Genomic DNA, 24756 nt, shown 5'->3' on the forward strand with positions numbered 1-24756 from the left:
CGTTTCTGCGGCGACAGCCCGACGGCATAAGGAGGAATTTCATGACCGGACCCGGCCCGATACGCGGCATCCTGTTCGATATGGATGGCGTACTGCTCGATAGCGAAACGCTCTCGCTCGATGCGTTTGTCTTGGCGGCGCGGGATCTGGGGCACGACATGCCCATCGGGTTTGCCCGTCAGATGATCGGTCTCCCCGGCGATGCCTGTGCGCGTCTTGTGGTCGAGACATATGGGCCTGAAGTCGATCTCGGGGCGCTGTTTCGTGCGCAGGACCGCCATATGCATGAACTGGTCGAAGCGGGTGGCTGATCATGAAGCAGGGCGTAGTGCCGCTTCTCGATTATCTCGATGCGCGCAAGCTGAAGCGGGCCATTGCAACCTCATCGAGCCGCGCGCGCACCGACGCCATCTGCGTCATGTCGGCATCTATGAGCGTTTCGATGCGATCGTCACGCGTGACGATGTGACACGTGGCAAGCCTGACCCCGAGCCTTATCTGCGGGCCGCCGCTGCGATCGGTATCGATCCGGCCTATTGTCTGGCGGTGGAGGATTCCCATAACGGGGCCCGCGCCGCTCATGCTGCTGGTATCAGGGTAATCGTCGTGCCTGATCTCATGGCTCCAAATGAGGAAATCATCGGCAAAGCGCATGCGATCATGGACGACCTTCATGAAGTGCGCGACTTCATCGAACGCGCCGATAGCGCGGCCTGACCGGCGCGGTACCGGCCGGTTGCTCTGCACGGCTTTCTCCACATGCCGGATAAAGAGTCTGTCCCTGAAGTGCTCCTCGTAACCTGCTTAGCGCCGTCAATGGGGCTAGTGACAGCCCCCACCTTTGCAGCCGTTACAGCCATCGCAGCCTTTCTTCGAGGCGCTGTCGGGTGCGGTTTGTCGGGCGATCCCGAGCCGGGCCTTGAGGCGCGCCGCGTGAATGGGGAAGAGCCTGTTCAGCCAGAAGAGCAGGGCAATCACAACGAGGGTGATGACGATCAGGCTCTGGATCATGATGGGGTTCCTGTAAGGGCGCGTGTCACATGATAGGTAAGCAGCGCCGCCACATAGGCAAGGCCAAACAGATACGCGGCAGCACCCAGAACGACCTTGAGTGAGCGTGTCTCGCGGCGCATCACGGCAAGGGTCGAGATGCATTGCGGCGCGTACACATACCAGGCGAGCAGCGAGAAAGCCGTTGCCATGCTCCAATGCGCGCTGAGCAGGGGCATGAGCTGGCTAGCCGCCGTGTCGTCATTGGCGCCCAGCGCATAGACGGTGGCGAGCGCGCTGACCGCGACCTCTCGCGCCGCAAGGCCCGGGATAAGCGAGACGCAGATCTGCCAGTTGAAACCGATCGGCGCAAAGATCGGCAGCATCCAGTGGCCGATCATGCCCGCCAGACTGTAATCGATAGCAGCCCCTGTCGCGTTGGCTGGCGGCGAGGGGAAGCTCGACAGCGCCCAGAGCAGAACGTTCAGCGAGACGATGATGGTGCCGACGCGCGAAAGGAACATGACGGCGCGCTGCCACAGACCCAGCGCCACGCTTTTCAGGTTCGGCCTGCGGTAGGGAGGCAGCTCCAGCATCAGCGGATGTTCGTCTGATTCCACGCCACGCGTCATGAGGCGTGCTGCGATGATGCCGCTGACGATGGCCACGAAATAGAGACCGAACAGAACCAGCCCCTGTAACCCCAGAAAGCCCAGCACGGTACGATGCGGCACGAAGGCCGCGATCAGCAGCGTGTAGACAGGGAGTCGCGCTGAGCAGGTCATGAGCGGTGCGATCAGGATCGTCACCAGACGGTCGCGCGGATTCTGGATGGTGCGTGCCGCCATGATGCCTGGAATGGCACAGGCAAAGCTCGAGAGCAGGGGAATGAAGGAGCGCCCGCTCAACCCGGCAAGCGCCATGATCCTGTCCAGCAGAAAGGCTGCGCGTGCAGATAGCCGGTTTCTTCAAGCGTCAGGATCCAGAGAAACAGGATCAGGATCTGCGGCAGGAAGACAATGACCGTGCCGGCGCCTGCGATCACACCGTCTGCCAGCAGGCTGCGCAGCAGCCCCTCAGGCAGGGGCGAGACGATCAGCTGACCCAGAGAGGCGATCCCCGCCTCGAGTGCGTCCATGATCGGCTGTGCCCAGGCGAAGACCGTCTGGAACATGAAGAACAGCACAACCAAAAGAATGATCGGGCCCCAGACCGGGTGTAGAAACCAGCGGTCGAGCCGGTCGGCCATTCGGTCGTTCTTGAGCACCGATTCATTGGTGAACCGTAATATCAGCGCGCCGACCTGAGTATGCAGATCGACCCCTTCCGGCAATGCGGGGGGGAGCGGAAATTCGGGCTTTTCGAGCGCGTCGAGCAGATGGGTCACACCGCTCTTGCGCAGGCTGATGGTCGGTATGATCGGCACGCCAATGGTAGCAGCGAGGCCGGGTACGTCGATCTTGAGACCTATACGGGCGGCTTCATCCATCATGTTCAGCACGACCAGCATGGGTCGGCCGAGCTGGATCAGTTCAAGCAGAAAACGCAGATGAAGGCGCAGATTGCTGGCCGAAACGACGCAGATGATCAGATCGGGTTGCTTCTCGACCGCATGGCGCCCCATGCAGACATCGCGAGTAACGTCTTCATCGGGGCTCGTGGCGCTCAGGCTATAGGCGCCGGGCAGGTCGAGCAGTCTGATGGAGCGGCCCAGCGGAGTGGTGAAACGCCCCTCCTTGCGCTCGACCGTGACACCGGCATAGTTGGCGACTTTCTGCCTGCTGCCGGTCAACTGGTTGAAGAGCGAGGTTTTGCCGCAATTGGGATTGCCGACGAGGGCAGCCCTTAACGGTTTTGTGGCCGTTTCCGGCGGGGCGACAGCATGCATACTGCGTTAAAGATCATGCTTGAGTGTTATGCGCGAAGCTTCGCCGCGGCGAAGGGCAAAACAGGTAGATCCCAGACGCACTGCGATAGGGTCATGGCCGACCGGCCCCGTCGCGACGATTTCGACCGGCGCACCGGGTATGAAACCCAGCTCACTGAGGCGCGTCGCGATTGGATCGTCCTTCATGCGTGCGATGACCTGACTGATGATCGCGTGAGCCCCTTTAGGCAGGGTGTCGAGTGTCATGGGTAGGCCCACCTGAGCAAGATCGTGGCGTTCCATGAGAACGCTTCTCAGTTGCCTAGATAGGCCTTCACGAATTCTTAGGGAAGAGGGACGCGTATGAAACCTTTGCAGGAAGGACCTGTGTTACCGGCTTTTGCGATGGCTAGGGTCTTTCTCATAGGTGCAAGCGATCTCTATGGCGGTGACGATTGCCGCTCGTGCCTGGGGGCTGTTCTGCCAGCAAGTAGCGCCAAGCTGGGTCGCGATGCGCTGGCATAAGGCCTGCGCTGTTTGCGGGGCCAGCTCTTTGAGGCTTTGGATGCCGCATTCTTCGAGGCGTTGCAGAACAGTGGGGCCGATTCCGCGGGCTGAGAGAAGGAGTTTACGTTCCGTTTCGTGAAAAGGCATGCAGGCAAGGCTCCTGTGACAGGGTATGCCGACAGCATACGATCAAGTTAAGGAGGAGATGGCAGGTATCGTATCTTGTTTCTCATTACATGACGTAATTTTTCGTAGATGTTACCGCTGATATTATTTTCAGGTAATTTTTTGATGTAATAAAAAATAACATGAATGTGTGCTTGCATATGCTGAATCGTGATAATAGGTAACCGGCTTCTGCTTGTTGACCATATGGGCAGTTCTTTCCAAAATCATGACCTCAGCCGAGGGCGGTGTCTTGTCTGATAACGTATCGAATACATCCCACGATGTGCTGATCATAGGCGCTGGCCTTGCCGGGCTTACGCTGGCCCGGCAATTGCTTGATGCTGACCCTGCGCTCGATATCTGTCTTGTGCATAATCGCCGGTTTCCAAATCCCGAGCGTATCCACAAGGTCGGTGAGTCCACCGTTGAGATCGGTGCATTCTACCTGGCTGAGATCGTCGGTTGCGCGGCACATCTGCAGACCGAGCATCTTCGCAAGATGGGATTGCGCTTTATTCAGACCCAGGGCACGACACAAGAAGATCCTTATCGCGAAATCGGTCTGAGCTATTATCCGTATCAGGCGACCTATCAGATTGATCGTGGCAAGCTCGAAAATCACATTCGGAACACACTCGGCGCGTCGGTCACTCTCATCGAGAATGGCCGTGTGCTGGATTTCGATAGAAATGATGGCGTGAGTACGGTCTCTATCCGGGATCACGACGGGGCCATTTCAACGCGATCAACGCTGGGTTGTCGATGCGTCCGGTCGCGGTCGCGTGCTGATGAAAAAATTCGGTTTGCAGAAAAGCGCGAATATCAACCACTCGGCAGTCTGGTTTCGCGTTGAAGGCAAGGTCGATATCAATGACTTCCTGGCTTCTTCCGATGCGGAAAATTCGTTCGCTCATGCTGGCGAGCGTGCGCGAAGCACAACGCATATCATCGGGAAGGGGTACTGGGTCTGGATTATTCCTATCAGTGAGCAGACGACCAGCATAGGCATCGTGTTTGACAATGCCATCTTCAAGCTTTCGGAACTGAGTTCGCACCCGCTGGCGATGGGATGGCTGCAGCGAAACGAGCCACGCTTTCATGACTATCTGCTGGAGCGCGATTTCGGCGTTATCGATTTTGTCATGCTGCGCAATTATTCCTATTTATCGGAGCAGTTTCTCTCCGAGGATGGCTGGGCCCTGACGGGCGAAGCTGCCGGTTTCGTCGATCCGATGTATTCGAATGGCACCGACATGATCGGTCTTGCCAATACGATGATCACGAACGCCATCACAAAACCTGACGGCGTCAAAATGATCGAGCAGATGAATTACGTTCTCAGTGAGGCCTATGCTGGCTTTGTTGACACGCACCGTGACTCGTATCGTTTCTTCAACGACTGGAACTACGTTTTCGTCAAGACGAACTGGGACGCGAGCTTTTATTTCCTGTTCATGTGTGTTCTGTTCATGAATAGAAAGTTCGAGGACATCGCGTTCATTCAGTCGATCCATGAGAAGATCAGCGCTTTTTACGCGTTGCATCACGAAGTTATGGATTTTCTCAGGCAGGACGGAGCGGTCTCGAGCGATTATCGCCTCCCGGAATTCATCAATCTGGCGGGCACGGTCCAGGATTTTGCAAACCGGACGATCATAAGTCCGGATGCCTCAGATGATTGTATCCGCGAGCGGCTCGACCAGAACATGATCATTCTGAGGGAGTTGGCTGACTCCATCATGCATTCCAGAAAATTCGATGAAAACTTCTCTCAGATGGGGCAACGCCTGAATGCAGCCTGACCGGCTGCGTCTGATCTCCGCTGCAGCTCCGGCAGTCGGTTTGTAAGGCGTGTTGGCACGTCCTATATTCTGGGTTTGATCCGGCCGGGAGTATATGATGCGCCATCTTATCGAACAGCGAATTCAGCAGGGTGGTGGCAAGGCGCCTGCCGATCTCGTCATACGTAATGTCGGGCTGTTCGATCTTGTGACAGGAGAGATTCTGCCTGGCGATATCGCTATCTGTGGCGATCGTATTGTCGGTACGCTCGACCGTTACGAAGGCAAACGTGAGATAGATGGTACCGGCAAAATTGCGGTGCCGGGCTTTATCGACACCCATCTGCACGTTGAATCCTCTCTCATCACGCCTTTCGAGTTTGATCGCTGCGTGCTGCCGCATGGCGTGACCACCGCCATCTGCGACCCGCATGAAATGGCCAATGTTCTGGGCGGCGCCGCGTTCGATTATTTTCTGAACTGTGCCACGCGCACGATCATGGACCTGCGGATCAATCTGTCGAGCTGCGTCCCTGCGACACCTGTCGAAACTTCCGGGGCCATTCTCGATGCGGCGTCGCTCGTCGCCTATCGCGATCACCCCAAGGTCATCGGGCTGGCCGAGTTCATGAATTTTCCGGGTGTGCTCACCGGCCAGCCTGATTGTCTCGACAAGCTCGTGGCCTTTGCCGGCGGGCATATCGACGGTCATGCGCCGTTGCTGCGTGGCAAGAAACTCAACGGTTATCTCTGCGCGGGTATTTCAACGGATCATGAAGCGACCGCAGCAGAGGAAGCGTTGGAAAAAATCCGCAAGGGCATGACCATCCTCATTCGCGAAGGCTCTGTCTGCAAGGATCTTGAAGCGCTTGCCCCGCTTCTGACGCCGGAGACGTCACAGTTTTTCGCCTTTTGCACCGACGATCGCAATCCGCTCGAAATCGCTCATGAGGGTCATATCGATTTCCTTATCCGCAAGGCGATCGACCTTGGGGTAAAGCCGCTTGCCGCCTATCGTGCCGCTTCGCTCTCGGCGGCGCGTGCTTTTGGTCTGCGCGACCGCGGTCAGATCGCGCCAGGTATGCGCGCCGATATCGTGCTGCTTGACGATCTGGAGACCTGCCAGGTGGCTCAGGTCTTCTCGGCAGGGCGGCTTGTTGATGATGCGCTGTTCGATAGCCGTGACATCATCCCTCCTACCGGATATGGCTCCATCAGACTGGCCGCGCCAATCACCGAGCAGGATCTGGTCGTGAAAGGCGCAGGCGATCATCGTGCTGTAATCGGTATTATTCCGGGGCAGATCATCACTGCGTTCAGACGTTTCGATTTGCCGACTGCCGATGGCCGCGTCTTGCCAGACGAGACGCAGGATATCGCAAAGATCTGTGTCATTGCCCGTCATGGCAAGAACGCGAATATCGGGCGCGGTTTCGTGCAGGGCTTCGGTCTGAAGGAAGGGGCCTTGGCCTCCTCAGTCGGTCATGACAGCCATAATCTCTGCGTCGTTGGCATGAGCGATGCCGATATGGCGTTGGCCGTGTCGCGGCTGACAGAGCTGGGCGGCGGTTTTGTGGCTGTCGATGGCGGCAAGGTGATTGCAGAGTTGAGCCTGCCGATTGCGGGGCTGATGAGTGATCAGCCTTTCGAGACCGTGCGTGACAATCTTGAAGCCCTGCGTCGGGCAGTTGGCGGTATGGGTGGCACGCTTGAAGAGCCATTCCTGCAACTGGCTTTTCTGCCTTTGCCCGTTATTCCTCATCTCAAGATCACCGATCTGGGATTGATCGATGTCGACACCATGACATTGGTGCCCTGAGCGCATGGTCCCACCCCGGTTTGACCGGGGCGGAACAGGGGTCAGAAATTTGTCGTCAACTGGCCACCCAGAATGGCGGCATCCTTGAAAGTGGTCGTGGCACCGGGGTGCTGCAGATACTGAAAGTCGAATTGCAGCGCGGTCGCGGGCAGGAGGTGCACGCTGTAGAAGGCTTCGTAAACCTGCTCCCAGTTCTGCACCCCATAGACATTGCCCCATTGGTTGGAGACAAACGGCAGACCCAGCGCCACTGAAGATTGCTGCTGCAGACGGATCGAGCGGCTCATGTTCATGTGCTGGAACATGATGCCGACCTGATCGAGTGGGCGGTGCCAGGGGGTACCGCTTTGCAGCAGGCCGATCCATTCATGATCGCGCATGGCCACGACGTTGCCTGGGCATAGCCGACGCCACCGATCACGATCAGACCGTCGGCAATGCCCTTGCCGCTCCGCACCAGCATCTGATCGAACATTACCCAGCTCGACCACATGCCGGATTCCTTGCGGGCACCCAGCCCGCTGGCCTGATACGACCCGCCATACCGGTCTTCGTAGAGATTCGGATAGCGCGAATTGTCGTAGTAGAAACCGATCTTGTAATGGCCGAGCAACTTGTCCTTGCCAAAGGCAGGATCCCAGCCGGTTTCGAATTGCGAGCTGAGTTTGCCAAGCCCATCCTGGGCCAGTGCCCAGCCTGACACGCCGCCATTGAAGGCGTGTGGGCTGACGGCGAAAAGCCTCCCATGATATAGGTCCGCTCGGTCGGTCGCACGCGCAGCACGGCGCCGATATTGGCTGAAGGCCAGTCACGACCGCCGGGCGCATATTTGCCTGGTGCGAAATTTCCGCAGACGCTGACATTCATGAAGTTGCAGGCCAGCGCATCGAAATCGAAAAACGTTCCGGTCGGGATCACACCGGCCGAAAGAATGACCCGGTCATGCAGAAAGGTCTTGTCGGCATACATCGAGACGAGATGGGCCACGACATTGCCGCGTGAACCGTAGATCTGCTCGGGGTTGGAGACGTAATCGCCCAGCGTCGAACTGAAATTGCGCCCATGACCGTTGACCACCAGAAGATGGGTCCAGAAGCCCTGAAAACCCGCGAGCTTCTGCCAGTCGATATCGAGTTCGGCGGCAACCTGACCGGCCAGCACGTTGTCACGCGTGCGGCCGCCGGTCACGTTGCCCATATATTCTTCATTCAGCGCGATATTGAGAAAGATGCCGCGCTTTTGCATCCAGCTCTGCGCCCCGCCCCAATCGCCGAAAAGATGCGGATTGCCATATAGGGAAGGCACAAGCGGCCCGATCGGTACGGCGCCCTGTCCTGCGATCGGGAAGCCGATTGCGGTGTATCCACTACTGTCGAGCGTCTTGGCGGTTTCCGACTGTGCCCGGGCAGAGGGTGCCTGAATCGTCGCCAGTAGTGCCGTCGTGAAAGCAACGCCCAAGCCACGTCGTGTCTTTCGGCGCGCTTCAACAGGGCGCGCAGAGGGAAGGGCGCCGTCTCTGATGGGCATCAAGTCAGGTTTGGTCGTCACGTTTCTCAATCCAAATAACCATCGGGCGAAATAATCATCGGGTCGACGCCTCTCTGGCAGATCTGCCGAAAGGGGCGCCGATAATGGTGATGGCATTAACAGAAAGACATGATGAAAGGACACGGATAAAGACTACAAAATTCCGTGTTACGTTGTTACAAAAACGATGATAGAGTTGAGCGTATTATAACGAGATCAGTCGCGAGCGAAGGTTTTTCGCCCTCCCACCCAGACTTCTTTCACGGTGAGGGTGTGATCGAGAACCACCATATCGGCCAGCTTGCCAGTTTCGATAGCGCCCCGATCGGAAAGTCCCAGATAAGCCGCCGCGTTGGTGCTTACGAGACGACTTGCTTCGGGAAGAGACGCTCCATGGGTCACAGCGTTGCGCAGGGCCTGGTCTAGGCTCAGCACGCTCCCGGCGAGAGAACCATTGGGCAAGCGCACGACCCCGCCTTCGATCAGGACTTCCTGTCCACCAATGTGCTGGGGCCGTCAGGTTGACCCGCACCGCGCATGGCATCGGTGACGAAAAGCAATCGGTTGCGCATGAGACGGGATGCGAGGCGGAAGCTGGCAGGGTGGACGTGATGTGCGTCGAAAATCATCTCGGCATAGCTCGCGTCATGGCACATCAGCGCTGTGACGGGGCCGGGTTTGCGCCCTTCTATGGGAGACATCGCGTTGAACAAATGCGTACCACCTGCAATGCCGCCGCAGGTGCAGATGCTGGCAATCGCCCCCATCGTCGTTTCGTAATCGGCTATGGTGTGACCGATGCTGATACGCACATCGGCTCTTGCCAGGCTCGCAATGGCAGTATCGGCATGGTCGAGTTCCGGGGCGAGGGTAACGACCCTGACACAATCGAGAGCGACGATTTCTGCAATTTTTTCAGGAGAGGGGGCGATAGCGAAGGGGGGTTGGGCACCGAGCTTGTGAGGGCTGACAAAGGGGCCTTCGAGATGAGCCCCATGAATACGCGGCCCCCCGGCGCTGGGGGTTTTCATCACCTCGGCCACCGCTTTGAGGGCGACGATGACATCTTCCCAGGGGCGGGTGATGGTGGTTGGCAGGATGGTCGTTGTGCCATGACGCATATGATACTGCGCGAGACACCTTATTGCCTCGGCGCCGTCCATCGTGTCCGCGCCATCGCCGCCATGCACATGGCCGTCGATAAAGCCGGGTAGAATATAGTCACGCCCGGAGGTATCTCCCGCTTCGATCTCGCGAATATGGCTGTCGAAATGAACGGTGCCCGGCAGAAGGCGATCGGCCAGAACGATCTGGCCTGTCAGAGTCTGTGTCATGAAATCAGTCCTGTTCGGCCAGCCCGACGCGGCCGTAGCGACGCGAATAGGCCATGATGATCAGATAGGCAGGGATAACGATCATGGCGAACATGCCCTGAAACCCGAAGACGGGTTTCAGCCATACGTAGAACTGCGGCACGATCGCGCCACCACTATAGGACATGACCATGACGGCAGAGGCCATGGCCGTCATGTGACCGGCGCCGCGAATGGCGATGGGAAAAATGGTCGGCATGATCATGGCGTTGGTGACGCCGAGAAGGGCCACGCAGAACACTGAGTGATAACCTTGGGTCAGAACTGCCAGAATGGTCAGGACACAGCCTACAGCACAGGAAAGCTGCATATAGACTTCCTGCCTGATGAAGCGCGGCACGATGATGAACCCCATGATATAGCCCAAGAGCATGCCGGTCAGGGTGAGGGCAGTGAAAAACTTCGTCTCGTCCAGCGGCAGGCCGAAGCCCTGACCGTAGGTACCGATGGCGTCGCCTGCCATGACCTCGATACCGACATAGAGGAACATGGCGATGAAGCCGAAAACGAGATGCGGTTTGAAGAAGCGATGCTGAGAGCCTTCGCCGGAGGTGATGACAGGCGCTTCGAGATTGGGCAGGGGGGCGAAGGCGACGACGATGGCGATCAGGACCAGTATCCCTGCCATCCCGAGATAGGGGGCATAGAGCGCCTGAACGAAATTATTGAGCAGCGCCTCGCGCACGGCAGGGTCAGTCGCTGATTGCGCTTTCTCGGCAACGGCGCCGATATTGCGCATTACGAGCAGCCCAAGCACGATCGGCGCGAGAATACCTGCTGTCTTGTTGCAGATGCCCATGATCGAAATGCGCTGTGCGGCCCGCTCCGGTGGGCCGAGAAGGCTGACAAGCGGATTGATCACGACCTGCATGAGAGAAATACCGGCACCGAGAATCAGCAAGCCCGTCAACGCTCCGGGATAGATGCGCCAGGAAACGAACTGGCCGAAAACGGCAACGCCAGTGCAGAGACGAGCACGGAAAGGGTAAGGCCTTTTTTCAGACCGAGCCTGCTCGCAATCAGCGAGGTCGGAATGGAAAAGAGGAAAAAGGAGAAATAAAACGCAAGCGGAATGAAGAAGGCGCTGAATTCGCTCAATGAAAAAGCAACACGCACGAATGAAATGAGCGGGCCGTTCAGCCAGGTGACAAAGCCCATGGCAAAAAAGATCAGCGCGGCGACAGCCAACGCAGAATAACCATAGGGGCCAACTAATTTGTTTTGGGTACTGCGGACCTTAATCATGATGTGCAAGTCCTCAAACAGACAAGGTTTATTATTTTAGAAAATAAACTATGTATATTATAGGTAGGACGCTCCAATCAGGCCAGCATCATCGCCCAGCTTCGCTCTCACAATAATCGGAGTATCTGTTTTATAGAGGCACTTCTTTCGGACAGCCTGGTCCAGCGCCGTGATCAGTTCTCCGACCGTACTTAATCCGCCACCTGCAGGAACACAGCTCGCGCCGGTAATATTGATCACGATTGCCAAAGCGTCTGAAAGAAGGTCGATATAGCGTGTCACGGTGGTTTGATATGAAGGTTTCCCTGATAACCAGCCGTTGATAATCTCGCGACTGGAGCAGGCCTCCCCGCAAAGCCAGAGATGAAGTTTCTCGAGTCCTCTGGCCCCACCGATCGTATCAAGGCAGCCCGATTGCCCGCATCCGCAAGGAAGATAAGGATAATCCCGATCACTGCGGCGCAGAAAAGGGCCATGCCCCCATTCACCGGTAAGCCCCTGTCTCCCGACGACAAGATTGCCTTGCTGGACGAGTCCGCCACCCACGCCCGTTCCGAGTATGATGCCGAACACGTTATCCTGTCCTTTGGCTGCTCCGGTTCTGCCTCGGCAAGCGTAAAGCAATCGGCGTCGTTCGCGATGCGCACCGGTAAACCGAGCTTTCTGCTCATCAGCGGGGCGAGAGAAACGTCGTTAATGCAGGGTATATTCGCGGCAGTGCATCGAGCCGTTATGGGGTCCTGCAAACCGGCAAGTGAAAGATGGACAGCCGTAACAGGACTGCGCGATTCACGGAGGAGTTCCGAAAATGCCTCAACAAAGCGGTCCAGATCGTGACTAGGCGTTGATATCTGTCTGCGCTCTACAAGGTTGAGATCGTTATCGACCAGGCAAGGCGCATATGGGATCCGCCGATATCGGCGCAGAGCAGCGCCGGAGCAGTGAGATTTTTCCTCGTTGGCATCGTGTACCTTCGATTGTATTTCGTTCTTGATTCTGGGTCGGATACTTAATTCAGGTAAGTTAATTTAATTATTTCATAATCTTCCCTGAACATATTGCGTTCGTTGACTGTATAGGGTCATGCAGCATTCGCTTTTCTCACTTGGGCTTATGGACAGATTAACGCTCGTGTCGCTAGTATGAAATCTGACTCCTGAGCCAAAACACTGCAGGATTGCTTCGGGTAGTGCGCTTTTCGGGCGCAGGATGAGACCGTAGAGTTGTTCTACTTAATTTAGCAAATGAAATAAGTTATGTTCTCGACAGGCCACCATCGAATATTGAGTGTGCTCAGCCGTTCTGGCCCGCAAAGCCGTACCGACCTTGCCCGGATTCTTAATCTCAGCAAGGCCAGCGTCACGGCGCTGGTGAGGGAGCTGATCGAAAAGAATATCCTCGACGAGCGCGAGCGTGTCTTCGGCTTTGGTCGCCCGGCCATCATGCTGGGGCTGCGTCAGGACGCCGCCAGTTTCATAGGAATTTCCCTGCAAGCGGATCCGGCACATGTAGTGCTGACCGATCCGCACGGCGGCGTACATAGAAGCTTCACGATGCCTCTCGTTACCGATGTCGAGGCCTGTCTTGCGGCCATGGCTGGAGCGGTGAAGGAAATTCGCAACGATTATCCTGAGGGAATCGGTGAACTTGCCGGGATCGGTGTTGTGATCGCGGGGATTGTGTCGGGTAACAGTCAGGTCTGTGTGGCTTCTGCGACACTTGGCTGGAAGGATATCGATATCGGTAAGCGGCTCGCAGCGATGACCGGTTTGCCGGTTTTCGTTGAAAACGACGCCAATGCGCTGGTCATCGGTGAACAGCTTTTCGGCAATTCCGGCGAATTCAAGGATTTCAGTCTCGTTTTTGTCAGCGAGGGTATAGGCGGCGCCACATCATCAATCGGCGTCTGCACCGAGGTCATCATGGGGAGCAGGTGAGATTTCGCATTCCCCCATCGCAATTGATCGTGAGGCTCTGCCGTGCCGTTGCGGCAATCGCGGCTGTCTGGAGACAGTCGCTGCCCTTCCCGCAATTCTGGGAGCGGCGCGACGGGCAGGTTTGCCGGATGAGATAGAGCAGATTGTCGATCTCGCCACAGATGGCCAGCCGGAGGCTCTGGCCATACTTCATCGGGCGGGAACGGCGCTTGGCGTTTCGCTCTCTCAGATTATCCAGCTCATCGATCCATTACGAATAGTCGTCAGATTGGATCCACATCTTGTGGAAAGCGTTTTTGCGAGGGCGCTCAGGCAGGCGGTAGAGGCGCATGTGCTGCGCCGTGAAAGCTACGAGACCGAGCTGGTGCTCGGCCCCTTGCATCCGAATGATTTTGCGACGGGAGCGGCAAGTCTTGCAGCGCAGCGCTTCCTGTTTGGCAATACCAGTCTCTGAAATCAGAAGCTGGATTGATGAGCCGCAGCGGAATGCTCCGATCGCCCGACGATGTCAGTCTGGAAATCTGTGTCGATGAGGCGCAGGGGCTTTTTGCTGCCCAGCTCGATTGCGTAGCGCGCATCGAGCTTTGTGCAGCACTTGCTCTGGGGGGGCTGACCCCGTCACCCGGACTGATTGCCCTGGCCAGAACGCCGCGCGTCCCGGTATTTGCGATGGTCAGGCCACGCGCCGGGAATTTCGTTTTTTCTCCCGATGAGGAGAAGCAGATGCTCTGCGACATCGCGGCTCTGCGTGAGGCTGGGCTCGCGGGTGTCGTTCTCGGGGCGGCTCTCCCTGATTCGCGGCTCGATGTGGCGATGCTGGGCCGTCTTTCCCAGGCCTGCGGCCCTCTGCGTCGCCAGTTGCATCGGGTTTTCGACCTTGTGCCCGATCCGTTCGAGGCGCTTGAGGAGGCGATCGCGCTGGGCTTCGAGCGTATTCTTACCTCAGGACTGACTCCGAAAGCGCCGGATGGTGTCGAAATGCTGCGCGCCTGCGCGAGCGAGCGGCAGGGCGTATCGATATCATGGCAGGGGGCTTTGTTCGTCCTGATAAAGTTACTACAGTTTCTAAAATATCTGGGGTGAAATCCTTCCATGCCTCTTGCCGCGAAAAATCAGCGGTGCAGGATGAGCGTCTGCTTCATTTCGGATTCGCAGTGGATCACGCCGTGACATCGCCTGTGGAGATCAGGCTTCTGCACGAGGCCGCCTGCGCAGCCCAAGGCTGAGAACCGTTTCAGGACAAAGAGGATCGAACCCCATGTTCCTTTCGCATGTATCAATTCGTTCCGGTTTTGCACTGAGTGCTTTGCTGCTCGCCTGTGCCGCCACCGGAAGGGCGCAAGCGACCCCTTTGACGCCGGTCTTCATGCCACAGCCCGCGCAATCGACATTGAGCGGACAGACGACAGGACTTGCAGCACTGCCCAAAGTGGTATGGGCGCACGCACCATCCCCCCTGCTCAAACGGCTCTGGCCCGTTTCGAGGCAAGACTGGAGCAGATAGGTGTCGTTCCGGGCGCAGAGGCTACGAAAGGCGGCGTCGTGCTCAGGATCAAGGTAGGAAAAGACCCGGCCTATCTTTCGCTCGATGCTCGTGAAGGATATGCGCTCGATGTGTCCTCGAAAGAAATCGTTCTGACGGCCGGGGGGCCCACAGGGGTAATCTACGGTTTCGCCACGCTTTTGCAGATGATCGATACGCATGGCGCTGTGCCGGTTCTGGCGCAAGGGCATGTTGATGATGCGCCGAGATTCAAGTGGCGCGGGCTGATGATCGACGTGTCGCGCCATTTTCAGTCGCTCGATACGCTCAAGCGCCAGCTCGATGCCATGGAGTTGACCAAGCTCAATGTGATGCATTGGCATCTGAGCGACGGTACGGGTTTTCGCGTCGAGAGCAAACGCCTGCCGCTCCTGCAGCAGGTTGGCGGGCACAGCAGATATTATACGCAGGCTCAGGTGAAAGAGATCATCGCGTATGCCGCCGATCGCGGCATACGGATCGTGCCTGAGTTCGATGTGCCTGGTCACACCCTGGCTATCCTGACCGCTTATCCTGATCTTGCGGCACAGCACCCTGTACCGACGGTTCAGGACTGGCAGCAGGATTGTCGGGTGGCCTCAAGCAATGACGACGTGACGACCCATTGCACGAAACACCCCGACCTCAATATGGCGGCCATGGACCCGACAAACGACAAGGTGCTCGGCTTTGCCCGAACGCTTTTTGGCGAGATGGCGGCGCTCTTTCCTGATCGCTATTTCCACACTGGCGGTGACGAGGTCGTGGCACGGCAGTGGAGCGATAATCCGCAGATTGCCGCCTATATGAAATCTCATGGTTTTGCCGATGCGCCCGCGCTCCAGGCAGCGTTCACTGCAGAGATCGAAAAGATCCTGAGCGCCGATGGCAAGATAATGATGGGGTGGGATGAGGTCAGCGAGGCGCCTATTCCGAAAAATGTGGTGGTCGAGGCCTGGCGTGGTTCCAAATGGGTCGGAACGGCCACAAGGCTTGGTCACCCGGTTGTGGTGTCCTCGGGCTATTACCTCGATCTGTTGACACCTTCATCGAAGCATTATGCGGTCGATCCTTACGACACACGTGCAGATGGTCTTGCCTTCAGGGTGCCTGGAAAGGGTGAGAAGCCGGTGAACGCGGCGTTCATGCTCGATCCGAATGCGCCGGCTCTCGATGAGGCTCAGAAAAAACTCGTGCTCGGGGGTGAGGCCCCACTCTGGACCGAAATCGTTTCGGATGAAATGGTCGATGAGAGGCTCTGGCCGCGCTCAGCCGCTATCGCGGAGCGATTCTGGTCGCCTCAGTCGGTTGCCGATGCAGATGCGCTCAATCGCCGCTTGCCTGAGATATTGAACACGCTCGAGCATTTCGGTCTTCAGGCTTCGGATCATCAGGCCCGCATGATTGCTCGTTTGACGCCGCAGAACATCGTACCTCTGACTCAGCTTGTCGCGTTGACCGTGCCAGTGCGCAATTACGCCATCAACCGTCTTGCCGATCGCAAGGGCGAGGCCATTCTCATCTCACCAGCGGCCATCGCCTCTGCAGATAGTTTCGAAGGTAATGCGTTCAATGCGCTGGCAGCACGCTATGCAGCGGGTGACCGGGGTGTCGCGGGCGTATTGAAGGAAAAACTCGCGCGTTATGAAGCCAATGATAGGGCCTTTCAGGCACTGCCGGGGCCTGATTGCGTGAATGAAGTCAAGCCGATTTCGAGCCAGATTGCCGCTCTGTCAAAGCTCGGCCTCGAAGCGCTGCAGTCGGGTGAGAAAGGGCGCGCATGGCAGGATCATGCTAATTCCCTCCTAGCGGAGCAGGACAAGGCCTATGCGGCGAGTGCCGATCATGAAGCTCGAATCATGTGGCGCAGCGCCCGGTGGACTGCTCATCGCGATCGTTCCCGGTATCCGGTCGCTGGTCTCAGTCGCGAAATAACAAGACGGCATCGGAGTGATTTTCTCTCCGATGTCGCTTCGGTATTGTTCTCGCATATAGCCCGAAGGGGCGAGTATTAGCCTTCCTGATAAAGGGCCAGACTGCGTGTCTTGGCGCTGAGTGCGGAAGCGCTGTCCCCATCGAGAATTACCGTACACTGCGCGTGGAGCCGAATGGCCGAGGCGCTGACCTCAGGCCCGACCGCGCCTTCAAGCGCTTGGCAATAATCGCAGCCTTTGATTTCCCCAGAGCCAGAAGCATGAGGTGGCGCGCTTCGAGAATGGTGCCGACTCCATGGTGAGTGCGCGTGTCGGAACATTGTCGGGATTGCCGCCGAACATGCCCGCGTTCTGGATGCGCGTCTTCTCGTTGAGGGTGACGCAACGTGTGCGACTGTCGAAAGGCGAGGGGGGCTCATTGAAGCCGATATGCCCGGTATCGCCGATGCCGAGCAGTTGCAGGTCTATGCCTCCGCTGGCCGCGATCGCGTTTTCATAAGCCAGGCACTCGGCATCGAGGTCGGACGCATCACCGGCAGGGAGGTGTCCGGCGCCCGGCCTGATGTTCACATGGCTGAAAAGCAGTGAATTCATGTAGTCATGATAAGAGCGCGGGTCGGCAGCACTCAGCCCGACATATTCATCGAGGTTGAAGCTGGTCGTGGTCGAAAAATCGAGGCCTTCCTCACGGTGCATCATGCAGAGATCGCGATAAACCCCTTCCATTGTGCGCCCTGTAGCCAAACCCAGAACAGGATGGCTGCCCGCGGTCATCAGGGAGGCTATTTCATTTGCGGCGAATCGTGTGGCGGAATGCGGGTCTGGCATGATGATAAGGCGCATGAAAAGGCATGATCCTGTCAAAGGGACGGAGGAAAACCTCAGGTGAGGAAGAGCGTTCTCTCCCATCTAAAAAACCTCAATTAGTTTATCGAGTTAAATTAAATAAAACACCTCTGTTGAACACCGGATCGTGACTGGTATTGGGATATTTGATGGAAGAAAGCCAAATTTGGAAGAAATCATTTAATTTCACGAATAAACAATTGCGATAGCGAAACGTGCCGTTTAACGTCTCTCAATACGGTGGAATAAGGCGGTGAAAAACAACATCTTCCGCTGACTCTACGTCTCAACCAAATTGAAGCCCAACCGGCGGGAGTTGACCATGCGACATATGAGACGTGATCTCTTTCTATTTTGTTCCGCATTCGCAATGAATTATATGACGGGCACTCTGTCGGCGCTCGCTGCGTCGCCGGCGGAGGGCGATCATAAGCCTGTCTCGTCCGGCACAGATCCGGCAACGCCACCGAGGGATCCGTTTTGGGGGCTAATCCGCAGGCGGAGGAAATTTCCGTCAAGGCAGCGGGGCGGCACGCCGATGGCACCAGCAACACGACACCGGGTGGTGGTCTCATGCCAAGGCAGACTGCGCCGCGCTCGCAGAGCGGCGTGACGCGCGACTTCATCGCCAAGCAGGCCCCAACGGGCAATATCTCCTCAATGATCGCCAATCTCCCGGGCGTGGTTTACGCCAATCAGAGCCCTCTTGCGACGGCAGGCGACAACATTACCATGCGCGGCATGAACCAGAGCCAGATCGGCTATTTGTTCGAAGGGGCGCCTCTGGCCGATCCTATCAATTACGAACCGTACACGGCCATGCTGGTCGATACTGAAAATCTCGGATCGGTCACGGTCTCTCAAGGCTCGCCAGATCTGAACGCGCCGACATTCAACGCGGTGGGCGGCCAAATTTCAGCAACAGCGCTGAACCCGTCTCATAAATATGGCGGGTTCATCAATCTGATGGGCGGCAACAAGAGCGCCAACAAGGAGTTTCTGCGTCTCGATACGGGTGATATCGGCCGTTCGGGCATTCGGGGCTTCGTGTCACTTTCTCATCAATCCAATAACAACTGGCGCGGCCCGGGTGGGCTGAAGCGCTACCACGTCGATGCGAAATTTCTGAAAGAGTGGGGCGAGGGTAATTCGGTTACAGCTGTGTTCGGTTTTAACCGCCAGGAACAGACACCTTTTCGCTCACCCACAGCGGCCCAGTGGAAGCAATGGGGTGAGGGGCTGAGCTACAGCGATCACTATACGCCGGGCGATGCCAGTTATTACAAACTGCAATTGAGCAATCTGAATTCGCTCGATGTTGTGGTGCCAACCCATTTCACTCTGGCCCGCGGTCTGAAGCTCAGCGTCACACCCTATTTTGTGCATCAGCACGGTCCGGCCGTGGGAGGGGAGAATATTCCTGCTTCGGGCGGCACATTCGGCACGCAGGTGTATGGTAATCTGAACCAGCCCTACGTCACCGGTGGCAAAGTCACGACGGTTGCCGTGGATCCCTGGAACCAGAAGGTGGGTGCGGTCAACACGTCGCTTGACTGGACCTCAGGGCACAACACCTTATCGGGCGGCTACTGGTACTCCTACGCCACGCATGAGGAGCACTCGACATTTGCGACGGTCGATTTCTCGGGCAAGGCAGCTAACTCCTATGGCGCTTATGGCATCAGGGTGCCGGGTGGAGCGCTGCTGAGCGGGTATAATCTGAACTTCATGCAGCAGACCAATGCGCTTTTTATCGCCGATACGCTCAAGCTTGTGGATGACAAGCTGACACTCAGCGCAGGGTTCCGTACCGTTATGGTGTCGCGTCAGGGCACGAATGATGTGCCGGGAGCCGACCCGTACAAGACTGCACGTAACTATTTTGCCCCGCTGCCGCAGGTAGCGATCAGCTATTCTCTGACCTCCAGGGACCAGATTTACGTCAATGGCACGACCTCCTTTCGCGCGCCTGCCTCGGTGCAGGCCTATAGTCAGATCTTCGATCCGAATTCCGTTGGGGCGACGTCGCAGCCCGGAAATCTGAAAGGGGAATACGGCATTGGCGAGGAAATCGGCTATCGTCACAACGGCACCTTGATCCATTTTCAGGTCTCCGCCTTCAACATGAATCTGACCAATCACCAGGTCAGCTCGACGTCTTATATTCCGGGCACGAACACGCTGGTTTCGACGCCTATCAATGTCGGTGGTGAGACCATACGCGGCATTCAGGGAGAGCTCGGCCTCACGCCCTGGCATCACCTCAGCCCTTACGTATCGGCACAGTATCTGCACGCGACAACCGATAACAATCTGCCGGTCTCGGCAACCAACGCAGCGGGGCAATCGGTCATCGATTATCTGCCGACTGCGGGTAAGACCATGGTGGCGACGCCCCATGTCACGGCGTCGGTCGGGTTGGCCTATGACGATAACAAGCGGTTTTTTGGCAATTTCAGCCTGCGCTATATCAGCTCGCAATTCTCCAGCTTCATGAATGATCAGCGCATGCCGGCCTATGTGCTGTCTGATATTACTCTGGGCTACAGATTGCCGCATGTGCCTCACCTGAGCGGACCGAAGATTCAGCTCAATCTGGTGAATGTCGGCAATAATCTCTATCGCTCCGCGCCAGCAAGTTTCGTGACCAGCGCCAAATCACGAACGGGAATTTACGGTAATACGACCAAGGCGGGTTCGCCGATCTATCTCGTCGGCGGTAATTTCGCGGCGCTCGTCTCACTCTCGACAGGGTTCTGACACTGGCGTGAAGGTCGAGAGACCACGCTTGACTCGATGCGCGCGCCGGAGAAGTTCCGGGCGCGTTTCAACGGTTTAAAAACGGAACCAACGTGCGGAAAACCGAGATAATCGCCATTGACGGTGGCGGTACGAAAACACTGCTCTTGCGCGTGCGCCCGGATGCAACGATCGCCCTTTGCCGCAAGGCAGGCGGATCGAACCCTTTCGATGTGCCGGATTGGCGCAGTGTGGTGGCCGGGTTGATGGCGGACCAGCAGGCAAATCTCGCCGCCGCAGCCTTCGGCATGGCAGGTTTTGGCGAAAGTGGCCGTCTGAGTCGCGAGCTCGAAGAGACCCTGGCCTCGTTATGTCCGTCCCCCCACAGTATTCACAATGACGTCGATATGGCCTGTCGAGGGGCTTTTCTGAACCGGCCGGGCATTCTGCTGCTCTCAGGCACTGGATCGATGGCCTGGGGCGTGGGCGAGGATGGCGAGACAGCCCGTGTCGGTGGCTGGGGTAGCTTGTTCGGCGATGAGGGGAGTGCCTACTGGATTGGTCGTCTGGCATTAGCCCGGTTTTCGCACTGTCTGGATGGGCGGGTGGAAAATGAGAGCGGCTTCGTGTCGCGCTTTTCTGCCTTCAGGGATGGCCGGAGGAAACAGCGCTCTGCAGTGCCGCTCTTCAGGAATGGTATGCCAATCTCGGTGAGGTGCGTCCCAGCGTTGCAGCTCTGGCTGTAGAGATTGGGCGCTTCGCTGAACAAGGCTGCGAGGTCTCTCAAGATATTGTCACCCGGGCGGCACAGGCTCTCGCACGCCATGTGCACGCCCTGCGTCACAGGCTGAACGGGCAGACTCTGCCGTGGAGCTATGCGGGTGGCACCATGCGCAATGCAATGTTGCGCGAGGCTCTGGCTCGGGAGTGCGGCGCCCCTCAGGCGCCGGGTCTGCCTCCAATTGGTGGGGCCATACTTGTGGCGGCGGACCTTGCTGGCTGGAAAGTTGACTCGCATTTCATCGCGCAGCTTGCAGCGTCGCTCGAAACTGCAGGGCTGAGCTGAGGACTGTCGGCTGGCTTCAGGCGTGTCCGTGCGTCTATGCGGGAGTGTTCTTTCAGCGGGCTCCACCAGCTGAAATGGCCGGTAGAGCCCGCTCCGAGAGGTTATTCCGATAAAGGTTCGGTGCCTGCGATCGTGGTGTCCCTAATCAGTGTCGGGCTGATCAGGCTTCATCGGTGGCTGAGTGTGCGACACGAAGCTGATAGCTGCCAGGCGTGACGTGCCAGCGATTATCCCTCTGAGAGAAACGGGCGATCGTCTGTAGGTCGACAGGAATCGCGACGTCACGGCTTTGATGTGCCGGGACGGTCACGCGCTGCCAGCCAACCAGACGCCTCCCGATGCCCTGTCCTTCAGCATAAAGCTGAACCACATCGCTTCCATCGCGATTGCTGTCATTACGTACCGTCAGCGTGGCGAGGGGCGTGCGATCCGCCTTTACGACAAAATGATCATAGGTGAAGCGGGCGTAAGACAGGCCGTGGCCGAACGGGAACAGGACCTTCTTTCCTGCGCGGGCAAACCAGCGATAGCCGACATCGGCGCCTTCATCATAAGCGATCGTGAAGGTGGTTGGACGTCCCTCCGTGAGAGGTGGAGCCACTGGCAGGGCGGGACGAGGCAGGTCGTTTTCCGAGAGCGGGAAGCTGAGAGGCAGATGGCCCGAAGGATTGACATCGCCGAACAGGATCTGGGCGATGGCCTCGCCACCGGCAATGCCGGGATACCAGGCCTGAACCACGGCACGTACCTGACCCAGCCAGGGCATCAGCACCGGCCCTTCGGTTTCGAGCACGACTGTCACATTCGGGTTGGCACGGGCAATTGCGTGATCAGCTTGTTCTGAGCGTCAGTCAGTGAGAGACTGGCGCGGTCACGCCCTTCGGTCGACCACTGGGCAATGAATAGCACCACCGCATCGGCCCGCTTCGCCGCCCGCGCAGCTTCCCTCAGATCGGTCTCTTCGGTAAAGGAGATGGCTGCCTGGGGTGCCAGACGGCGCATGAAAGTGAGCGGCGGAGACGGATCCCAGACCCGCTGCGACATGATCTCCGATCCCTGCTGCGGGATCGCATTGCCACCGAAGGGCAGGACCGTGGGTGAGCCGCCCCCCGAAATCACCCCCTTATCAGCATGCCCACCGATCACCGCGATCGATCTGGTCGTTTTGGCCAGAGGAAGAGCTGTCTTGTCGTTCTTGAGCAGAACGATGCCTTGTTGTGCGGCTTCGAGTGCCGTCTTGTATCCTGCGGCCCGGTCGACCGGCCTCTTTTCGATGGGTTGCTCTGCTCCGGTGGCGAAAAGACCGTAGAGAATTGGGCGCGCCATGGCTCGCAATGCATCGTCAGAGACCACGGAATCCAGTTGTCGAGGGGCGTAAAACGCCAGGCCGAATAACGTGCCATCCTTGACGGCATCGGCGATGCGTTTTTTCGTCGCTGCCGACATCGGGGAATCCTGCAACATGCCGGTCCCGCCAAGCCCGATCGCCGTGTCTATCTCGGCGCCAGATTCCTGGTTCAGTCCGGCTTCGGCAGAGTTCTTCGTGCTGTGGACGGCGCCCCAATCTGACATGACATAGCCGGGATAGCGCCACTGGCGGCGCAGGATGTCGTTCAGGAGCGGCTTGCTCTCGCAACTATAGGAGCCCCAGACCATGTTATAGGCGCACATGACTGCGCCGGGCTTGCCAAGGCGCAGGGCAATATTGAAGGCGAGCAGGTCGGATTCCATCGCGGCGTCGCGTGGAATAGAGACGTCATATTGCGTGCGACCGGTTTCGTAATCGTTGAGAGCAAAATGCTTGATGGTCGCGACGATATGGTTCGACTGCGCGCCTTTCGCATAAAAACCGGCAAGGCGGCCAACCAGAAGGGGATCTTCGCCAAAATACTCGAAGTTGCGGCCGCCCCGCGGGTCGCGTGTCAGATTGGTGCCTCCAGAGAGGAGGATGTTGAAACCGCGATCGTGCGCATCGCGCCCGACCGAACGGCCGAGGGCTTCGAGCAGGGCCGGGTTCCATGATGCGGCGCTCGCGAGCGCCGCAGGATAGGCCGTGCTCTCATAGCGCGCATCCTGAACGCGGGCGCGACGCCGATCGTGCCATCGGTTTCGGTAATGGCGGCGATGCCTTGTTCGGGCATGGCGGGCGACCAGGCTGCAGAATGCTGAGCGTCGCCTGCATCGGCAGGGTTTTGCATCAGTTCGGGAATATGGGTGACAATCAGCGCCTCGAGTTGGGGGCGACCAAGCTTGGCGAGCGTGACATCGACCCGCGCGTCGAGAGCGGATCTGGCTTCAGCATAGCTTGAAAGGGGGAGGGCACAGAGCGTAGTTGCGAGCAAGCCCGCCTTCAAACGCGATGACATGATCTTCTTCTCCTGAGGTACTGCGAGAAATAAAAGGCTCTTGCAGCTCGTCAAGCCAGATCCCCCCGTATTCCCTGGAGCTGGGTAAAGAAGAGAGTCGCTGACCAACCTGATATTTCTATAGATAATAAAGATGATAAGGTTTCTATCCTCACGATAATTTTTCTATATCATATCTATTCATTGAATATATACTGAGTTTTCTATTTTCCGACCACGCTTCGGTATGAATCCCGTTGAATATTTGTTCCCTACAAAAAACAATTGGACCCTAATGGCATAACGTCTAGCATCACTGACGAGGCGATTGGTGGAGGGTACTCATGCGTGTGGCGCTAGGGCAGTTGGTAGTGTCGACCTCATGGGAGACGAATCTCGAGCGGTGCCTTTCGCAGATTGCCGATGCTAAAGCGGGCGGTGCTCGACTTGTCGTCCTGCCGGAGGGGATACTGGCGCGCGATCCGTCAGACCCGGACCATGTTTTGCGCACCGCACAGCCACTGGATGGCCCTTTCGTCTCCGGACTGCTTCCTGCGAGCGAGGGCATCATGCTCGCCTTTTGCGTCAATGTGCCAGACGGTGCAGGACGTTTCCATAACACGCTGGTGGTCATGCACGATGGCACACTCATTGCGCGCTATCAGAAGCTGCATCTTTACGACGCTTTCGCCATGCAGGAATCCCGGCTGATCGCGCCCGGTCATGAGTTGCCACCCGTTTTGACGCTGGACGGCATGAAGATCGGATTCATGACCTGCTACGACGTGCGCTTTCCTGAAATCGCGCGTTACCTGGCGCTTGCAGGTGCCGAGATCCTGGTTGTTCCGGCTGCCTGGCTGCGCGGGCCGGGGAAGGAGCGTCATTGGGAATTGATGCTGGCGGCGCGTGCGCTCGAAAATACCTGCTTCGTGCTGGGAGCAGGAGAATGCGGCCCGCAGAATATCGGTAACAGCATGATCATCGATCCGCTGGGTGTCGTCATCGCGGCTCGCAGTGTGTCACCGGGCTGGTGATCGAGACACTCGACCTGGCCCAGTTGCAAAAAGCGCGACGTGACCTGCCAGTCCTG

The 24756-nt window shown here is 57.6% G+C and carries 21 protein-coding genes and 5 pseudogenes; 13 read left to right on the forward strand and 13 right to left on the reverse strand.

Going from position 1 to position 24756, the window contains the following annotated elements; translation table 11 throughout:
• The first annotated feature begins 41 nt into the window (after positions 1-41).
• Both JCM25414_RS24155 and JCM25414_RS24160 read left to right on the forward strand, forming a co-directional pair.
• On the forward strand, positions 42-311 hold the full coding sequence (locus JCM25414_RS24155) for an HAD hydrolase-like protein (RefSeq protein ID WP_242403238.1): 270 nt from the start codon (positions 42-44) through the stop codon (positions 309-311).
• Entirely contained in the window at positions 304-717 is a 414-nt protein-coding gene (locus JCM25414_RS24160) for an HAD family hydrolase (RefSeq protein WP_242403239.1), read from the forward strand. Before JCM25414_RS24155 ends, JCM25414_RS24160 begins: the two co-directional genes overlap by 8 nt.
• A 105-nt stretch (positions 718-822) precedes the next feature.
• Here the strand turns inward: JCM25414_RS24160 and JCM25414_RS01690 are convergent, their stop codons facing one another.
• The 4 genes and pseudogenes from JCM25414_RS01690 to JCM25414_RS01705 form a co-directional block, all read right to left on the reverse strand.
• The gene (locus JCM25414_RS01690; protein ID WP_025840528.1) at positions 823-1011 is read right to left on the reverse strand and encodes a hypothetical protein; all 189 of its coding nucleotides are present in this window, start codon (positions 1009-1011) and stop codon (positions 823-825) included.
• Positions 1008-2878 (reverse strand): annotated as a pseudogene (feoB, locus tag JCM25414_RS15990) (ferrous iron transporter B). The gene JCM25414_RS01690 and the pseudogene feoB overlap by 4 nt, the downstream one beginning before the upstream one ends.
• A 6-nt stretch (positions 2879-2884) precedes the next feature.
• Entirely contained in the window at positions 2885-3160 is a 276-nt protein-coding gene (locus JCM25414_RS01700; RefSeq protein WP_242403240.1) for a FeoA family protein, read from the reverse strand.
• Between the two features lie 87 nt (positions 3161-3247).
• Entirely contained in the window at positions 3248-3511 is a 264-nt protein-coding gene (locus tag JCM25414_RS01705) for a Pathogenicity locus (protein ID WP_025840530.1), read from the reverse strand.
• 271 nt (positions 3512-3782) lie between these two features.
• Between JCM25414_RS01705 and JCM25414_RS21185 the strand changes: the two genes are divergently transcribed.
• The 3 genes from JCM25414_RS21185 (at position 3783) to ade (ending at position 7132) form a co-directional block, all read left to right on the forward strand.
• Positions 3783-4385, forward strand: a complete 603-nt coding sequence (locus JCM25414_RS21185; RefSeq protein WP_159101688.1) for an NAD(P)/FAD-dependent oxidoreductase — start codon at positions 3783-3785, stop codon at positions 4383-4385.
• Positions 4321-5334, forward strand: a complete 1014-nt coding sequence (locus JCM25414_RS21190) for an NAD(P)/FAD-dependent oxidoreductase (protein WP_148300894.1) — start codon at positions 4321-4323, stop codon at positions 5332-5334. Before JCM25414_RS21185 ends, JCM25414_RS21190 begins: the two co-directional genes overlap by 65 nt.
• Positions 5335-5431: 97 nt before the next feature.
• Positions 5432-7132, forward strand: a complete 1701-nt coding sequence (gene ade, locus JCM25414_RS01720) for an adenine deaminase (protein WP_025840533.1) — start codon at positions 5432-5434, stop codon at positions 7130-7132.
• 41 nt (positions 7133-7173) lie between these two features.
• Here ade and JCM25414_RS16000 read toward each other — a convergent pair.
• The 6 genes and pseudogenes from JCM25414_RS16000 to JCM25414_RS26290 all read right to left on the reverse strand — a co-directional run.
• Positions 7174-8377 (reverse strand): annotated as a pseudogene (locus JCM25414_RS16000) (carbohydrate porin).
• A gap of 498 nt (positions 8378-8875) precedes the next feature.
• A pseudogene (nagA, locus tag JCM25414_RS16005) lies at positions 8876-9993 on the reverse strand (N-acetylglucosamine-6-phosphate deacetylase).
• Between the two features lie 4 nt (positions 9994-9997).
• Complete coding sequence (gene gluP, locus JCM25414_RS16010; RefSeq protein ID WP_242403241.1) at positions 9998-10933, reverse strand: glucose/galactose MFS transporter; 936 nt, start codon at positions 10931-10933, stop codon at positions 9998-10000.
• 5 nt (positions 10934-10938) lie between these two features.
• Positions 10939-11286, reverse strand: coding sequence for an MFS transporter (locus JCM25414_RS24165; RefSeq protein ID WP_242403242.1), 348 nt, complete (start codon positions 11284-11286; stop codon positions 10939-10941).
• A gap of 48 nt (positions 11287-11334) precedes the next feature.
• Positions 11335-11901 carry an ROK family protein gene (locus tag JCM25414_RS24170; protein ID WP_081775741.1) on the reverse strand — a complete coding sequence of 189 codons (567 nt, stop codon included), beginning with the start codon at positions 11899-11901 and terminating at the stop codon, positions 11335-11337.
• Positions 11889-12305, reverse strand: a pseudogene (locus JCM25414_RS26290) (ROK family protein); the annotation flags it as partial. The pseudogene JCM25414_RS26290 and the gene JCM25414_RS24170, both read right to left, overlap by 13 nt.
• Before the next feature lie 228 nt (positions 12306-12533).
• On the opposite strand from JCM25414_RS26290, the gene JCM25414_RS25685 reads away from it, so the two are divergent.
• The 4 genes from JCM25414_RS25685 to JCM25414_RS16025 all read left to right on the forward strand — a co-directional run bounded on the left by JCM25414_RS25685 (position 12534) and on the right by JCM25414_RS16025 (position 16751).
• Positions 12534-13214, forward strand: coding sequence for an ROK family transcriptional regulator (locus JCM25414_RS25685; protein ID WP_081775742.1), 681 nt, complete (start codon positions 12534-12536; stop codon positions 13212-13214).
• 37 nt (positions 13215-13251) lie between these two features.
• Entirely contained in the window at positions 13252-13668 is a 417-nt protein-coding gene (locus tag JCM25414_RS25690) for an ROK family protein (protein WP_277910937.1), read from the forward strand.
• Positions 13669-13700: 32 nt separating this feature from the next.
• Positions 13701-14297 (forward strand): copper homeostasis protein CutC, encoded by a 597-nt coding sequence (locus JCM25414_RS16020; RefSeq protein ID WP_199897564.1) that lies wholly within the window; start codon positions 13701-13703, stop codon positions 14295-14297.
• A gap of 351 nt (positions 14298-14648) precedes the next feature.
• Positions 14649-16751 carry a beta-N-acetylhexosaminidase gene (locus JCM25414_RS16025; protein WP_148300895.1) on the forward strand — a complete coding sequence of 701 codons (2103 nt, stop codon included), beginning with the start codon at positions 14649-14651 and terminating at the stop codon, positions 16749-16751.
• A 129-nt stretch (positions 16752-16880) separates the two neighbouring features.
• On the opposite strand, the gene JCM25414_RS16030 is transcribed toward JCM25414_RS16025, so the two are convergent.
• The gene (locus tag JCM25414_RS16030; RefSeq protein ID WP_242403243.1) at positions 16881-17513 is read right to left on the reverse strand and encodes a glucosamine-6-phosphate deaminase; all 633 of its coding nucleotides are present in this window, start codon (positions 17511-17513) and stop codon (positions 16881-16883) included.
• Positions 17514-17996: 483 nt separating this feature from the next.
• On the opposite strand from JCM25414_RS16030, the gene JCM25414_RS01770 reads away from it, so the two are divergent.
• From JCM25414_RS01770 to JCM25414_RS24180, 3 genes are all read left to right on the forward strand, one after another.
• Positions 17997-20276: a TonB-dependent receptor gene (locus JCM25414_RS01770; RefSeq protein ID WP_025840537.1), complete on the forward strand. Its 2280-nt coding sequence runs from the start codon at positions 17997-17999 to the stop codon at positions 20274-20276.
• A 92-nt stretch (positions 20277-20368) separates the two neighbouring features.
• Complete coding sequence (locus JCM25414_RS16035) at positions 20369-21001, forward strand: N-acetylglucosamine kinase (RefSeq protein WP_051535616.1); 633 nt, start codon at positions 20369-20371, stop codon at positions 20999-21001.
• On the forward strand, positions 20971-21321 hold the full coding sequence (locus JCM25414_RS24180; RefSeq protein WP_051535617.1) for a hypothetical protein: 351 nt from the start codon (positions 20971-20973) through the stop codon (positions 21319-21321). Before JCM25414_RS16035 ends, JCM25414_RS24180 begins: the two co-directional genes overlap by 31 nt.
• 160 nt (positions 21322-21481) lie before the next feature.
• Here the strand turns inward: JCM25414_RS24180 and JCM25414_RS26295 are convergent, their stop codons facing one another.
• Both JCM25414_RS26295 and JCM25414_RS21205 read right to left on the reverse strand, forming a co-directional pair.
• On the reverse strand, positions 21482-21691 hold the full coding sequence (locus tag JCM25414_RS26295) for a fibronectin type III-like domain-contianing protein (RefSeq protein ID WP_369345964.1): 210 nt from the start codon (positions 21689-21691) through the stop codon (positions 21482-21484).
• 156 nt (positions 21692-21847) lie between these two features.
• Positions 21848-23610, reverse strand: a pseudogene (locus tag JCM25414_RS21205) (glycoside hydrolase family 3 protein); the annotation flags it as partial.
• A 400-nt stretch (positions 23611-24010) separates the two neighbouring features.
• Between JCM25414_RS21205 and JCM25414_RS16045 the strand changes: the two are divergent.
• Positions 24011-24700, forward strand: a complete 690-nt coding sequence (locus JCM25414_RS16045) for a nitrilase-related carbon-nitrogen hydrolase (protein WP_242403244.1) — start codon at positions 24011-24013, stop codon at positions 24698-24700.
• Positions 24701-24756: the final 56 nt, after the last annotated feature.

This window comes from Asaia platycodi JCM 25414, assembly GCF_000614545.1.
GTDB classification, from domain to species: Bacteria; Pseudomonadota; Alphaproteobacteria; order Acetobacterales; family Acetobacteraceae; genus Asaia; species Asaia platycodi.

Coding starts and splice junctions, on each gene's coding strand:
- JCM25414_RS24155 (WP_242403238.1), top strand. CDS start 42: ATGACCGGACCCGGCCCGATACGCGGCATCCTGTTCGATATGGATGGC.
- JCM25414_RS01690 (WP_025840528.1), bottom strand. CDS start 1,011: ATGATCCAGAGCCTGATCGTCATCACCCTCGTTGTGATTGCCCTGCTC.
- JCM25414_RS01700 (WP_242403240.1), bottom strand. CDS start 3,160: ATGGAACGCCACGATCTTGCTCAGGTGGGCCTACCCATGACACTCGAC.
- JCM25414_RS01705 (WP_025840530.1), bottom strand. CDS start 3,511: ATGCCTTTTCACGAAACGGAACGTAAACTCCTTCTCTCAGCCCGCGGA.
- JCM25414_RS21190 (WP_148300894.1), top strand. CDS start 4,321: ATGAAAAAATTCGGTTTGCAGAAAAGCGCGAATATCAACCACTCGGCA.
- ade (WP_025840533.1), top strand. CDS start 5,432: ATGCGCCATCTTATCGAACAGCGAATTCAGCAGGGTGGTGGCAAGGCG.
- JCM25414_RS25685 (WP_081775742.1), top strand. CDS start 12,534: ATGTTCTCGACAGGCCACCATCGAATATTGAGTGTGCTCAGCCGTTCT.
- JCM25414_RS16020 (WP_199897564.1), top strand. CDS start 13,701: ATGCTCCGATCGCCCGACGATGTCAGTCTGGAAATCTGTGTCGATGAG.
- JCM25414_RS16025 (WP_148300895.1), top strand. CDS start 14,649: ATGGGCGCACGCACCATCCCCCCTGCTCAAACGGCTCTGGCCCGTTTC.
- JCM25414_RS16030 (WP_242403243.1), bottom strand. CDS start 17,513: ATGCGCCTTATCATCATGCCAGACCCGCATTCCGCCACACGATTCGCC.
- JCM25414_RS16045 (WP_242403244.1), top strand. CDS start 24,011: ATGCGTGTGGCGCTAGGGCAGTTGGTAGTGTCGACCTCATGGGAGACG.